Annotated in this window: 17 protein-coding genes; 9 read left to right on the top strand and 8 right to left on the bottom strand. The window is 63.5% G+C overall.

Annotated elements, in window-relative coordinates:
• Positions 1 to 131 precede the first annotated feature (131 nt).
• From JJ869_RS17950 to JJ869_RS17930, 5 genes are all read left to right on the top strand, one after another.
• A complete protein-coding gene (locus JJ869_RS17950; protein WP_292269146.1) occupies positions 132 to 800 on the top strand; it encodes a TnsA endonuclease N-terminal domain-containing protein in 669 nt (222 codons plus the stop codon).
• A gap of 453 nt (positions 801 to 1253) precedes the next feature.
• On the top strand, positions 1254 to 2516 hold the full coding sequence (locus JJ869_RS17945; protein WP_292269144.1) for a site-specific DNA-methyltransferase: 1263 nt from the start codon (positions 1254 to 1256) through the stop codon (positions 2514 to 2516).
• On the top strand, positions 2513 to 3880 hold the full coding sequence (locus tag JJ869_RS17940; protein WP_292269142.1) for a site-specific DNA-methyltransferase: 1368 nt from the start codon (positions 2513 to 2515) through the stop codon (positions 3878 to 3880). The genes JJ869_RS17945 and JJ869_RS17940 overlap by 4 nt, the downstream gene beginning before the upstream one ends.
• Entirely contained in the window at positions 3877 to 4386 is a 510-nt protein-coding gene (locus tag JJ869_RS17935; protein WP_292269140.1) for a hypothetical protein, read from the top strand. The genes JJ869_RS17940 and JJ869_RS17935 overlap by 4 nt, the downstream gene beginning before the upstream one ends.
• Positions 4383 to 4598, top strand: coding sequence for a hypothetical protein (locus tag JJ869_RS17930; RefSeq protein ID WP_292269137.1), 216 nt, complete (start codon positions 4383 to 4385; stop codon positions 4596 to 4598). The genes JJ869_RS17935 and JJ869_RS17930 overlap by 4 nt, the downstream gene beginning before the upstream one ends.
• 164 nt (positions 4599 to 4762) lie before the next feature.
• Here JJ869_RS17930 and JJ869_RS17925 read toward each other — a convergent pair whose 3' ends face one another.
• The 8 genes from JJ869_RS17925 to JJ869_RS17890 form a co-directional block, all read right to left on the bottom strand.
• Positions 4763 to 5347 carry a DUF3489 domain-containing protein gene (locus JJ869_RS17925; protein ID WP_292269135.1) on the bottom strand — a complete coding sequence of 195 codons (585 nt, stop codon included), beginning with the start codon at positions 5345 to 5347 and terminating at the stop codon, positions 4763 to 4765.
• A gap of 36 nt (positions 5348 to 5383) precedes the next feature.
• Positions 5384 to 5785 carry a hypothetical protein gene (locus tag JJ869_RS17920; protein ID WP_292269133.1) on the bottom strand — a complete coding sequence of 134 codons (402 nt, stop codon included), beginning with the start codon at positions 5783 to 5785 and terminating at the stop codon, positions 5384 to 5386.
• Positions 5786 to 5840: 55 nt separating this feature from the next.
• On the bottom strand, positions 5841 to 6188 hold the full coding sequence (locus JJ869_RS17915; RefSeq protein ID WP_292269131.1) for a hypothetical protein: 348 nt from the start codon (positions 6186 to 6188) through the stop codon (positions 5841 to 5843).
• Between the two features lie 118 nt (positions 6189 to 6306).
• Positions 6307 to 6672 (bottom strand): hypothetical protein, encoded by a 366-nt coding sequence (locus JJ869_RS17910; protein WP_292269128.1) that lies wholly within the window; start codon positions 6670 to 6672, stop codon positions 6307 to 6309.
• The gene (locus JJ869_RS17905; protein ID WP_292269126.1) at positions 6669 to 6974 is read right to left on the bottom strand and encodes a hypothetical protein; all 306 of its coding nucleotides are present in this window, start codon (positions 6972 to 6974) and stop codon (positions 6669 to 6671) included. Before JJ869_RS17905 ends, JJ869_RS17910 begins: the two co-directional genes overlap by 4 nt.
• Before the next feature lie 10 nt (positions 6975 to 6984).
• Positions 6985 to 7203: a hypothetical protein gene (locus JJ869_RS17900; protein WP_292269123.1), complete on the bottom strand. Its 219-nt coding sequence runs from the start codon at positions 7201 to 7203 to the stop codon at positions 6985 to 6987.
• 12 nt (positions 7204 to 7215) lie between these two features.
• A complete protein-coding gene (locus tag JJ869_RS17895) occupies positions 7216 to 7425 on the bottom strand; it encodes a hypothetical protein (RefSeq protein WP_292269121.1) in 210 nt (69 codons plus the stop codon).
• Between the two features lie 2 nt (positions 7426 to 7427).
• Positions 7428 to 7646: a hypothetical protein gene (locus JJ869_RS17890; protein WP_292269118.1), complete on the bottom strand. Its 219-nt coding sequence runs from the start codon at positions 7644 to 7646 to the stop codon at positions 7428 to 7430.
• A gap of 139 nt (positions 7647 to 7785) precedes the next feature.
• Here JJ869_RS17890 and JJ869_RS17885 point away from each other — a divergent pair, with 139 nt between their 5' ends.
• From JJ869_RS17885 to JJ869_RS17870, 4 genes are read left to right on the top strand one after another with little or no spacing between them, the layout of a single operon-like run.
• Entirely contained in the window at positions 7786 to 8328 is a 543-nt protein-coding gene (locus tag JJ869_RS17885; protein ID WP_292269117.1) for a hypothetical protein, read from the top strand.
• The gene (locus JJ869_RS17880; RefSeq protein ID WP_292269115.1) at positions 8276 to 10330 is read left to right on the top strand and encodes a phage terminase large subunit family protein; all 2055 of its coding nucleotides are present in this window, start codon (positions 8276 to 8278) and stop codon (positions 10328 to 10330) included. The genes JJ869_RS17885 and JJ869_RS17880 overlap by 53 nt, the downstream gene beginning before the upstream one ends.
• A gap of 3 nt (positions 10331 to 10333) precedes the next feature.
• A complete protein-coding gene (locus JJ869_RS17875) occupies positions 10334 to 10543 on the top strand; it encodes a hypothetical protein (RefSeq protein WP_292269113.1) in 210 nt (69 codons plus the stop codon).
• The gene (locus JJ869_RS17870; protein WP_292269109.1) at positions 10543 to 12039 is read left to right on the top strand and encodes a phage portal protein; all 1497 of its coding nucleotides are present in this window, start codon (positions 10543 to 10545) and stop codon (positions 12037 to 12039) included. Before JJ869_RS17875 ends, JJ869_RS17870 begins: the two co-directional genes overlap by 1 nt.
• Positions 12040 to 12043 lie beyond the last annotated feature (4 nt).

The following is a 12043-nucleotide window of genomic DNA, read 5'->3' as shown; positions in this document are numbered from 1 at the left end:
ATCCGTCCAACGGCGACGGCGGCCGGTATCAGAGACCGACAAAACTTGAATACGGCGGGTGTCTTCGTGTGCGTCCATAAGGACACTCGATAAACGTTCAGCACGCTAAACAGCCAGACGGCCCTCGGCGGATGTTTACGAACCAATCGCCAGTCAGCATAGATGAATTGCTGGAAACAACAAAGGAAGGCAGTGCAAAGATTGTTGAAATCGTAAACGATTTTAACGAGCTGCTCTATGATGAGGTAATACCGCGCCTGTTTGCCAAGGTTTTCGAATTGGATGAAAAAAGCAAATCAGAAGAACATGAAGTGGAACTCATAAAGATCCCATCAAGTGGGTACTATGAGGTTACCGCGGCAAAGGACAAGATTGTTCGCAGGTCCGACTCCATCGTCAAAGACAGTGAAAGAGAAAAGAGCTTTCACCTTGATGCATACTGCTTTGACTCTAATTCTGAGAGAAGCCTCTTTTGGGACCTTCTTCGAGAGAAACGCGTAAAGCAAATCTACTTCACTGGCATGCTGACACATGGCCAGTCTGATTTCTTTGTTCAATATATTGACCCTGAAAGCCGAACAGTCCGGAGCTACTACCCTGACTTCATCTTCTTGAGAGAGGAGCCAGATGGTACCGAGAAGTATGTCATTGTGGAGGTAAAGGGGGATCATCAGGTTGATGATGCCGTCGTTCAAGCCAAGAAGGACTTTGCGCAGCAGATCGCCGCGGCCAGCGGCATGGAGTACCAAATCATCAAATCCACGGATGCTGACCAGAACAGGTTCAGGATGTTGTTGTAATCCCCCCTCGGCATGGTTCCTCCCCGGCTCAGATCGTATACGGGGGGGCTTAGCGCGCAAGTTTTCTAGCGACTGGCGTTTTCACCGGGGAAGCCACCTGGAAGCCACTCCTTCGGCCGTTCTGAAAATTCCGACTCAATATCAAACCCTTACAAGATCGCTCTGGTGGTCAAGGTGGATTCCAGCCGAAATACAGGGAATCCACAAGGTGGAAGCCGGTGGCCACGTAAGCCACCCGCACAGCGAGCGCCCAGAAGCCATTGAATCCACGTGTAAAAATGGTTGACATTTCTAGCCCCCTTGACGTAACAAAGAACCATCGAAGAATTGCGCCCGGAGGATGACCCTCGCGGGCGCTTTTGTTTTCCCGACATCGCGGATCCCATGGGCCGCCGGTCCTGCTGGCCGGGGGCATGTCCCTGGCCGCCCCGCACCATCTGCGAAAGCCACCTCATGGACCTCGTTTTCGCGCCGAGCCAGATCGAAACCTGGCCGATTGCCCGGCTGCGCCCCTATGCACGCAATGCCAAGATGCATGGCGACGACCAGGTGGCGAAGATCGCCGCCAGCATGGCCAAGTTCGGCTGGACCGTGCCCTGCATGGTGGCCGACGACGGTGAACTGATCGCGGGCCATGGCCGAGTGCTTGCCGCGACCATGCTTGGGCTGACCGAGGTGCCGGTGATCCGGCTCAATCATCTCGACGAGGCCGAGCGCCGCGCCTACCGGATCGCCGACAACAAGCTTACGGAGCTCGGCGAATGGGACGAAGCCCTACTCCGTGACGAGATCGCGGGGCTCTTGGCCGAGGATTTTGACCTGACGCTCTTGGGCATCAGCGACGATGATCTCGATGCGCTGTTGCGGGATCCCGAGGCGCTGGGCGGCGATGGCCCGGTCGAGGGCGAGGACGATGTTCCGGAGCTGCCGGTCACGCCGGTATCGGTGCCGGGCGACCTGTGGCAGCTTGGCGCGCATCGGCTGATCTGCGGCGACAGCACGGCGGCAGATGTGGTCGAGCGATTACTGGGCGACGTGCGACCGCTCCTGATGGTGACCGACCCGCCCTATGGCGTCGAATATGACCCCTCCTGGCGCAACCAGGCGGGCGCAGCCAAGACGAAACGCACCGGCAAGGTGCTGAACGACGACCGCGCTGACTGGCGCGAAGCATGGGCGCTGTTCCCCGGCGACGTCGCCTACATCTGGCACGGCGCACTGCATGCAGCGACCGTGGCCGACAGCCTGACTGCCGCAGGCTTCGCCATCCGGTCGCAGATCATCTGGGCCAAGGACCGCCTGGTTCTGAGCCGCGGCGATTACCACTGGCAGCACGAACCCTGCTGGTATGCGGTGCGCGCCAAGGGCAAGGGTCACTGGGCGGGGGACCGCAAGCAGACGACGCTGTGGCAGATCGCCAACCGGGATCAGGACGCCGACACCGTGCACGGCACCCAGAAGCCGGTGGAATGCATGCGTCGGCCGATCCTGAACAACTCCAGCCCCGGCCAGGCGGTCTATGAACCGTTCATGGGGTCCGGCACCACGCTGATCGCGGCGGAGACCACAGGCCGTGTCTGCCTTGGGGTCGAGTTGAATCCCGCCTATGTCGATGTCGCCATCGAGCGCTGGCAGTCCTTCACCGGCCAAGAGGCCATGCTGGCAGAAACCGCCGAGAGTTTCGCCGCACTCAAGGCCAAGCGGCTGGCAGCATGACCATGCACCTGCGCCCGAGCCAGATTTCGTTCTGGCCGCTGGATCGCCTCAAACCCTACGCCCGCAACGCCAAGACCCACGACGCCGACCAGGTGGCAAGGATCGCCGCCAGCATGGCCGAGTTCGGCTGGACCGTTCCCTGCCTCGTCGCCGCCGACGGCGAGTTGATCGCGGGCCATGGCCGCGTCCTGGCCGCGGCGCAGCTCGGGCTGGCCGAGGCACCAGTCATCGTGCTGGACCACCTGACCGAGGCGCAGCGCCGCGCCTACCGTATCGCCGACAACAAGTTGACAGAGATGGGCGGCTGGGATGACGCTCTGCTCGTCGAGGAGCTGCGCGGGCTGCTGGCCGAGGATTTCGACCTCGGACTTATCGGCATCCACGAGGACGAACTGGACGCGCTGCTGCACGATGCCGACAACGACCGCGCGCCCATCGACGACGGCACCGCCGACACCATCCCCGAGGTCCCAACCGAGCCGATTACGCGCCCCGGCGACATTTGGCGGCTCGGGCATCACCGGCTGATCTGCGGCGATGCGACCGACCCGGCCATGGTCGCACGGCTGATGGACGGGGCACAGGCGTCGCTCATGTTCACCTCGCCACCCTATGCGCAGCAGCGCGACTATGGCGCGGCGAAGGAAAAGGTCGGCGATTGGGATGCGCTGATGCAAGGCGTCTTTTCCGCGGCAGCCGTCACTGCCGATGCCCAGTTGCTGGTCAACCTCGGCCTCGTCCATCGCGACGGCGAATGGATCCCCTATTGGGAAGGCTGGGTGGACTGGATGCGCACACAGGGCTGGCGGCGCTTCGGCTGGTATGTGTGGGACCAGGGGCCCGGCCTGCCCGGCGATTGGAACGGCCGCCTCGCGCCCTCGCACGAGTTCATCTTCCACTTCAACCGCCAGCCGCGGAAGCCGAACAAGACGGTCGAGAGCAAGCACGCAGGCGAGACCCTCGGCGGCGGGGGATTGCGCGGGGCTGACGGCACGGTCCATCGCAAGACCGGTTACGGCAACGCGATCCAGAGCCATCGCATCCCCGACTCTGTATTCCGGATCATGCGCCACAAGGGAGGCTTGGGCGCCGCCGGATCGCACCCGGCCGTGTTCCCTGTGGCGCTGGTCGAGGCGGTGCTCGAGGCCTTCACCGATCCGGGCGAGCTGGTGTTCGAGCCCTTCTGCGGCTCTGGCACCCAGCTGATCGCAACTGAGCGCACCGGGCGGCGCTGCTGTGCAGTGGAACTGGATCCCGTCTACTGCGACGTCGCCGTGCGGCGCTGGGAGATGGCGACGGGGCGTAAGGCGCAGTTGGACAATCGCAACGAGACCACCATTGGCAAGGAGACAAAGCAGCAATGATCATCGATGTCCCGATCTGGCGAAACGCCGACCTTGTACGTATCATTCCCATCACGCGCGGAGACCTGAACCAGGCCATCGCGCGCTGCGGGTTTCGACCGGAATACAAGCCAAAACCCGGCAAGGACCGCTGGTATAGTTGGCGAGACGTGGTGGCGGTTGCTGCAGCACAGGACTTGCGCAAGATCGGGTTTGATCCTGCCATCGCATTCGGTTTGGTGCAAAACCACCTGTCGCCGTTTTTGCGGGACGCCATCAAAACGCCGGATGACTGCGACGGCGTGATCTGGCTGGTGAGCCTGAGTGGGCATCACCTCGCCGAAGACACCTCGTGCCAGTTCCTGCGCCAAGGCGAGGGCGTTGAAGCCCTGATCGCGCCAAGCGAGAACGCACAGATTGTCGTGAATATCGGCAGGATTGCAGAACGCGTGCGCAATGACCTGCAGGCGACCGAGACTGCAAGGGTCATCCGAGAGGAATTTCAGATAACAGGACCGATCATGTGAGCCAATCGCGCCGCATGTCGCTAATCGAAGCCATCACCAATGTCGCGGTGGGCTACGCCTTGGCGGTGGTAACGCAGATGCTGGTGTTCCCGTGGTTCGGTTTGCATGCGAGCCTTGGCGACAACCTGGCGCTGGGCTTGGTATTCACCGCGGTCTCGTTGATCCGCAGCTACGCCCTGCGCAGACTGTTCACGCGGTTCGATCGCAAATAAAAAAGGACCAGCCAAAGCTGGTCCTGAGTTGAGGCAGATTTGCAGCGAGCAGGCCCGCAAATCAGGCAGGTCGACAGGCGGTCAACCTCAACACCTTGTCCGCCGTCAGGTTTCGATTCGCAAGGCTGGATCAACATGTAGAAAGGATCAGAGGGCCGGGCCCCTCATATTGATCCTCGAATGTGATAAATGCGTCCACGCTGCTCGTCTGACGTCGTGGCCACATCAAAGCCGAGCTTCTTCTTCAGGCCGCCAGAGATCATGCCGCGAGCGCTATGCTGCGCCCAACCAGTCACCTCAACGATCTCGTTGATGGATGCACCTTCAGGTCGCTGCAAGAGCGCGATGATTGTCGCCTGCTTGGTCCCAGTGCGGATGGAAACGGGCTTGGGCGTGGCAGGATCCGCCGGTGTTTCGGGGGAATCCTGCGGCGCCGAGACCACCTCCAGCTTTGCCTTACGCACATTGGTCATGGTCGTCGCGACGACGGGCTCGATGCCGATGGCGGCAAGGCCAGCTTCGGTGGCGATCAGGGTGGTGCCGTGGCCATCGCCAGTCTCACGCCAGAGGGGCTCACCCCGGCGCAGGTTGGCTTCGACCTCCTCGAGCCAGCCGCGCTCGATCATCTTCGTCACTGCCATCTTGGCGGCAGCGCCAGCCAGTCCTTCGGGCAGCGGCATTGCCAGATTGCTCGGGCGCGTGGCAGCCCGGCTGAGGATGATGGACTGCGTATCGGTGAGTTTGGGCATTTTGGTCTCCTGTCTTGATGGGGTGTCGGGGATGGGTCACTCGCTCTCGGCCATCGCAGCGGCGACCGCGAAGTGCTGCACCCAACCGGTTAGGTAAGGCAGCCCAGCAGGGATGCCGTGCTCACGTTCGGTCTTGTGATCGATGCGCCAGGCCTGCCAGCGGCGGATCGCGGAGGTGATGGCAGCCTCGAGCGCGATGTTACAGCCGGTCATGTTGCCGACGACATCGTCGGCGAAATGCCGACCGATGCGGCTGTCGAGGAAGTCGCGGATGCCGATCATCTCGTCCTCGCTGCTGGCGCCTATGGCCTCGGCAATCAGGCGCGAGGCAAGCATCCAGACCTCTGCGCTGCGGCGGTCGCGCTCTGGGCAGACAGTCAGGGTGCGGAAGAAGCCGAAATCCTCCTTGCGGCTGGGGAGGATAGGATGCGTGGTCATGGTGGAGATCCTTGTGATGGGGGCTGGCGGGGCGCTGGGCCCCGCCCGTTTGCGATCAAGCGGCGCTGAAGGCTTCAAGCGTCGCGATGTGGCTCCGCAGCGCCGCGGCCTCTTCGAGCGCCGCGTCGGCCCAGAAGGCGGCGCGGGCGTTGCAAGCGCGGGCGAGATGCTCGGCGTCTGTTTTGGTGAAGCGGTTGACCTTGTGCGCGCGGCCATGGCCCGTGCAGGTGGCGCGGTGCTTGCCGCCTTCAGGCGTGAGGGTGAAGGTCAGGGGTCCGAAGTCGTCGATAACGATCCAGTTGTGCGAGGCGATCGTGGCGCAGGCGCTGGGCGCGAGGCGGGCTTCGATCTCTTCAGCGGCGGTGCGGAAGTCGGCGATCAATTTGGCGGTGGCGTCGGTCATGGCGGTGGCTCTCTCTGGTGATTTGCATCGTTTCCGTGCGATGACATTCGCTCCGCCCCGCCGATTATCGTAGGCAAATCTGAGCAATATCAGTGCTTTATAATCCTCTCAGCGGCAATCAATCGATGCGATCCGGATGGGTCAGCGCGGACTGTTCCGCGTCATGGCGCTGGGCAGCATCAGGTGGGTCGCGGCGGGCGTTGACGATGGAGACAAAAATCGCGCGGGCGACAGCCGCGACCTCGTCGGCCCCGGCACTGGTCAGATCGACGTCGTGGATGGCAATGGCCTCGCCCAGATCGGTCAGCGCGTAGAGCGTTGCGAATTCGGCGTCCGTCGGGTCGCAGGTTTCGGTGCCGCGGTCGTCGGGGCTGATCGCCACACTGCGACAGAAGCGCAGATCAAAGCCGATCGCGTATTCGCGGCGGGCGATATCTGCGAGGATTTCGCCCTCGGACAAGCAGTTCAGGGAAGGCAGGGTCATTGTACTGATCCTTCGGGAGCGTGGGTTTCGGGATCGAGTTCGCTCCATGTGCCGTCCTGCCAGACGTAGAGATGGCAGGACTGGCAAGTCGGGCGCGGCAAGATCACCGGGTCACGAGGCGTCGCGAAGGCCTCGATTTCGTCGGCGCGGACCTGCCGGATTTCGCGGGCGGCGTGGATGTCCTCGGGCGCCCAAGGGGCCAGCGCAGTCAGCATGTGCGAGGGGTATCCGTCGTAGTGACAGTACACATGGGCCCATTCCTCGGGTCCGATCTGGATCGCGATCTGTGCACGCGTGCTCATGGTCGCCCCCTCAGATCAGCTGGAGGCTCGCCAGCATGGTGCTGGCAGCGGCGAGCTGGTTGGTCGGCAGTTCGATCTTGATGTGCGAGATCACGTCGGAGGCTTCGGCGGTGATCCCCGCATCGCGCAGCTCGGCCTCGATGATCTCGGCGACGGCGTCGGGGCGCGAGCGGTCGAGATGCTCCGGCAGCGCGGCGTGGTCGATGCGGATGGTGGTGATGGCGGTCATGTGCGTGTCCTTTCAGGGTTGGGTGTTGGCTGGGCCTGCGCGGCGTCCAGCCTCAAAGGCAGCCTCCAGCGCCGAACGCACGGCCCAGACGGCGTGTTCGTGGAAATCGAGCCGGTCCCAATTCTGGGTCTCGAGGGTTTCAAGGAAAAGGTGGCGCTCGGCGATCTCCAGTAGCAGGGCATCGCGGGCGGCGTTGGGATCGGCGGGCTTGCGGCGTGCCATGGTCAGTCCTCCCAGCGGTGTTCGGGGTGGGTGGTGCGCGCGCGAGCTTCCTCGCGCATCATCTCGTGGGCCTTGGCCATCTCGACCATCCCGTCGGCTTCGCTCATCCGCCCCGACATCACTTCGTCCATCACCCAGTTCACCCGCTCTTGCGCGGGGCTGGTGTGGTCCCGCCACCCTTCGCTCATCGAGCTGTGCCCCATCTTCTCCTGTGCGCGCATGGCTCTCTCCGATCCTTGTGTGCGGGGTGCGATGCACCCGCTTTCTGAGACCATGAATCGCTCGATCCGGGAGTGTAATCAACTGAATAAGCGGCTCATTTCTGTTTAATTTCAATGTATTGAGGATCATCTCAGCGCCATGGAAGGTATGTCCGAGCGTGCCTATGCCGAAGCTTCCGGCCTCTCTCGGGGCGCGGTGCAGAAAGCGCGAAAGAACGGTCGGCTGGTGCTCTTTGCCGACGGGTCGATCAACGCCGCAGCATCTGATGCGCGTCGGGGCGCGATGACTGATCCAGACCAGCAGATGCGATCGCGGGGCAGCGTCGGCGAAGGTGCCGTCTCCGGTCCCAGCGACAGTACGTCCTATCTGAAAGCCCGGACCGCGCTGACGGTTTACCAGGCGCAAGAACGCCAACTGGCCATCCAGAAAAAGAAGGGCGTGCTGGTCGACCGCGCGCGCGCCGAGACGCTGGTGTTCCGCCTCGCGCGCCAGGAGCGCGACACTTGGGTCACCTGGCCCACCCGCGTCGCGGCCCTCATGGCCGCGCAATTATCCGCAGAGATGGAGAAGGCATCGGGGGTGCCCGTGACGATCGAGACTGCGATCCTGCAGAGGGTGCTGGAAACCCATGTCCGAGAGCAGCTCGACGCCCTCGCAGACCTCCGGGTCTCGATTGCATGAAGGAGACAATGCACACAGCCTGACCGACAACGATCTGACCGAGGGGCTCAATCTCGGCTTCGACGGGGCCGAGGACGTCCTGCGCGCCTGGCGGCGCGGGATGCGGCCTGATGCCGATCTCACGGTGTCGGAATGGGCCGACGCGCAGCGTTGGCTCTCATCGCGGGCGGCAGCCGAACCGGGGCGGTATCGCACGGCGCGCGCGCCCTACCTGCGCGAAAGCATGGAGGCGCTGTCACCAAGCCATCCGGCGCAGCGGATTTCGTTCATGAAAGCCGCGCAGGTCGGCGCAACTGAAGCCGGCAACAACTGGATCGGCTTTGTGATCCATCATGCGCCCGGTCCCATGCTCGCAGTGCTGCCCACCGTGGAGATGGCCAAGCGCACCTCGCGCGGGCGGATCGATCCGCTGATTGAAGACAGCCCTGCGCTGAAAGAACGCGTGCAGCCAGCGCGCTCGCGGGATGCCGGAAACTCGATGCTGTCGAAGGAGTTTCCCGGCGGCATTCTGGTGCTGACGGGAGCGAACAGCGCGACCGGCCTGCGCTCGATGCCCGCGCGCTATGTGTTTCTGGACGAGGTCGATGCTTATCCAGCCTCGGCAGACGAAGAAGGTGATCCGGTCACGCTGGCCGAAGCGCGCACCACCACCTTTGCGCATCGGCGTAAAGTGTTCATGGTATCCACCCCGACCATCCGGGGGCTCTCTCGCATCGAGCGAGAGTTCGAGGCCAGTGACCAGCGGCGGTATTTCGTGCCCTGCCCGCATTGCGGCCATAAGCAATGGCTGCAGTTCGAGCGGCTCCGCTGGGACAAAGGCCGGCCGGAAACCGCGGCCTATGCCTGCGAGGGCTGCGAGCGCCCGATCGCCGAGCACCACAAGACGTGGATGCTGGTGCAAGGGGAATGGCGGGCGACAGCGATCAGCGCGGATCCAAACGCGATCGGCTTTCACCTCCCGGCGCTCTATTCGCCGATCGGCTGGAAAAGCTGGGAGCAGATCGCACGCGACTGGCTGGCGGCGCAGGGCTCGGACGAGATGCTGCGCGCAGCGCGCAACACGCTTCTGGGCGAGACATGGGTTGAAAGTGGCGATGCGCCAGAATGGCAGCGGCTGGCAGATCGACGCGAGGCCTATGCGGCGCAGGTTCCCATGGGTGGTCTGTTCCTGACTGCCGGGGCCGACGTACAAAAGGACCGTATCGAGGTCGATGTCTGGGCTTGGGGCCGCGGCCTCGAAAGCTGGCTCGTCGATCACATCGTGCTTCCGGGCGGTCCTGGTGATCCGGCCTGCTGGCAAGCACTGACAGAGTTGCTCGGTCAAACCTGGGTGCATGAGAACGGCGCGGTGATGCCGCTTGCCAAGCTGGCCATCGACACCGGGTATGAAACCGCCGCGGTCTACGCCTGGGCGCGGCCGCAGGGGATATCGCAGGTCGCGCCCGTCAAAGGTCTCGAAGGGTTCAACCGCGCGACGCCGGTGTCGGGCCCGACCTTTGTCGACGCGACCGTGAACGGACGGAAGCTGAAGCGCGGGGCGCGGCTCTGGACCGTGGCAACCGCCACGTTCAAGGCGGAGACCTATCGGTATCTGCGGATCGAACGGCCATCGGATGATGATCGCGCGCTGGGCGCGCCCAATCCAGCGGGCATGATCCACCTGCCCGACTGGGCGGACAGCGAATGGCTCAAGCAGCTCGTGGCTGAGCAGTTGGTGACGATCCGCGACCGGCGCGGCTACGCCCGTCAGGAATGGCAGAAGATGCGCGAGAGGAACGAAGCGCTGGACACACGGGTCTATGCGCGGGCCGCCGCGTGGATCCTCGGCGCCGACCGCTTCGACGAAAGGATGTGGCGACAGCTGGAGAAGCAGGCCGGTATCGAAACCGCTGTCACCTCGCAAACGGCCGAGCCCGAGAAATCGACCGAACGTCAGGCAGGGCGGATCGCATCGCCCCGGCGGCGCGGCTGGAAGATCAGCACGCCCAAATACATGGAATGATGAATGACCCTCGACGAGCTGAAACTCCGCCAAAGCGCGCTCTTGGCCGCGCGCTACAGCGGCACACGGTCTGTGAGCTATGACGGCAAGACGGTGAATTACGGCACCGACGCCGAGCTCGCCGCAGCTATCGGTGATATCGAACGGCGCATTGCGAAACTCGAACGCGGCGCTGGGCGCGTGCTCCGCCCCTTTGCCGTGAAGGATCTGTGATGAACTGGCGGCAGCGCCTTGGGGCGTTTATCGGAGGCTTCGATGCAGGCCAGCACCACCGACGCCTGCGCGGATTCCAGGCGACGCGGGCTCATGTGAATGCCCTGATCGCGGCCTCGGGGCCTGACATCACTGCCCGTGCCCGCTGGCTGGTGCGGAACAACGGCTATGCCGTGAATGCAGTCGAAAGCTGGGCGGCGAATACCGTGGGTGACGGGATCAAGCCGATCTCGAAGCTGGCCGATGCCGCCCGGAAAGAAGAGCTGCAGCGGCTCTGGCTCGCCTGGACCGATGAGGCCGACGCCGAAGGGCTGACAGACTTCTACGGTCTACAACGCCGCGCCGCGCGCGAGGTATTCTTGGCCGGTGAAGTATTCGTGCGGATCCGCCCACGGCGCGTGGAGGACGGCCTCACGGTCCCCCTCCAACTCCAGATGTTACCCTCGGAAATGCTGCCGCTCCATGAGACCGGCGTGGCGCGCAACGGCAATGCCATCCGGCAGGGGATTGAGTTCGACCGGATTGGACGACGCGTCGCCTATCACTTCTTCCGCCGTCATCCGGGCGACAGCACCGATCCTGGACTGTCTGGAGAAATTGTCCGAGTGCCCGCCTCGGAGGTGATCCACGTCATCGACCCGGTGGAAGGCGGCCAGCTGCGCGGCGTCTCGAAACTGGCCCCGGCGATCGTGAAGCTCTTCCTGCTTGATCAGTACGATGACGCCGAGCTCGACCGGAAGAAGGTCGCCGCGATGTACGCGATGTTCGTGACCTCACCCGCCCCAGAGAACCCGCTCGCCCCCTTGGACGACGAGGAGATGCCCGCAGGCGTCGAGATCAGCCCGGGCCAGATCGTCCGGCTGGATGCCGGCGAGGATGTGACCGTCGGCCAGCCTGCCGACAGCGGTGCGACCTATGAGCCGTTCCAGTACCGGACGCTGCTGCAAATCTCGGCCGCGCTGGGCATCCCCTATCCATATCTCGCCAATGACATGGTGAAGGGGAACTTCTCGAACTCGCGCCTGGCGCTGATCGAGTTCCGCCGTCGAGTTTCGGCATGGCAGCACTCAGTGATGGTCTATCAGCTTTGCCGCCCGGTCTATGCACGGTGGCTCGATCTTGCCGTGCTCTCCGGCGCGCTGTCCCTGCCCGGCTATGAGGCGGATCGCCCGCGCATGCTGGCCGCCGACTGGCTGCCGACGAAATGGGACTGGGTCGATCCGCTGAAAGACGCCAATGCCGAGATCGCCCAGATCGAGGCGGGACTGAAATCTCGCACTCAGGCCATCGCTGAACGCGGCTATGACGCCGAACAGGTGGATCGGGAGATTGCCGCAGAGCGGGAACGCGAGCGCGCGCTGGGCCTCGACTTCCGCCGGCCGGGATCGCCCGCGCAAGGCGTGCAGGCTGTACCGACCGAGAAAGATCGGGCCGAGCCAAACAATGAGACCGATGACGCGGAAGACCGCCCACGCCCTGACGAGGACCAAGCCTAATGCT

This window comes from Marivita sp., from assembly GCF_017643905.1.
In the GTDB taxonomy this organism is placed as follows: domain Bacteria; phylum Pseudomonadota; class Alphaproteobacteria; order Rhodobacterales; family Rhodobacteraceae; genus Marivita.
The sequence above is the reverse complement of the archived record's forward strand: the minus strand, read 5'-3'. Positions and strand labels throughout refer to the sequence as shown.

Bases quoted from the DNA above. Each gene is read 5' to 3' on its own strand.
- JJ869_RS17950 (WP_292269146.1), top strand. From the start codon at position 132: ATGTTTACGAACCAATCGCCAGTCAGCATAGATGAATTGCTGGAAACA.
- JJ869_RS17945 (WP_292269144.1), top strand. From the start codon at position 1,254: ATGGACCTCGTTTTCGCGCCGAGCCAGATCGAAACCTGGCCGATTGCC.
- JJ869_RS17940 (WP_292269142.1), top strand. From the start codon at position 2,513: ATGACCATGCACCTGCGCCCGAGCCAGATTTCGTTCTGGCCGCTGGAT.
- JJ869_RS17935 (WP_292269140.1), top strand. From the start codon at position 3,877: ATGATCATCGATGTCCCGATCTGGCGAAACGCCGACCTTGTACGTATC.
- JJ869_RS17925 (WP_292269135.1), bottom strand. From the start codon at position 5,347: ATGCCCAAACTCACCGATACGCAGTCCATCATCCTCAGCCGGGCTGCC.
- JJ869_RS17920 (WP_292269133.1), bottom strand. From the start codon at position 5,785: ATGACCACGCATCCTATCCTCCCCAGCCGCAAGGAGGATTTCGGCTTC.
- JJ869_RS17915 (WP_292269131.1), bottom strand. From the start codon at position 6,188: ATGACCGACGCCACCGCCAAATTGATCGCCGACTTCCGCACCGCCGCT.
- JJ869_RS17910 (WP_292269128.1), bottom strand. From the start codon at position 6,672: ATGACCCTGCCTTCCCTGAACTGCTTGTCCGAGGGCGAAATCCTCGCA.
- JJ869_RS17905 (WP_292269126.1), bottom strand. From the start codon at position 6,974: ATGAGCACGCGTGCACAGATCGCGATCCAGATCGGACCCGAGGAATGG.
- JJ869_RS17900 (WP_292269123.1), bottom strand. From the start codon at position 7,203: ATGACCGCCATCACCACCATCCGCATCGACCACGCCGCGCTGCCGGAG.
- JJ869_RS17895 (WP_292269121.1), bottom strand. From the start codon at position 7,425: ATGGCACGCCGCAAGCCCGCCGATCCCAACGCCGCCCGCGATGCCCTG.
- JJ869_RS17890 (WP_292269118.1), bottom strand. From the start codon at position 7,646: ATGCGCGCACAGGAGAAGATGGGGCACAGCTCGATGAGCGAAGGGTGG.
- JJ869_RS17885 (WP_292269117.1), top strand. From the start codon at position 7,786: ATGGAAGGTATGTCCGAGCGTGCCTATGCCGAAGCTTCCGGCCTCTCT.
- JJ869_RS17880 (WP_292269115.1), top strand. From the start codon at position 8,276: ATGTCCGAGAGCAGCTCGACGCCCTCGCAGACCTCCGGGTCTCGATTG.
- JJ869_RS17875 (WP_292269113.1), top strand. From the start codon at position 10,334: ATGACCCTCGACGAGCTGAAACTCCGCCAAAGCGCGCTCTTGGCCGCG.
- JJ869_RS17870 (WP_292269109.1), top strand. From the start codon at position 10,543: ATGAACTGGCGGCAGCGCCTTGGGGCGTTTATCGGAGGCTTCGATGCA.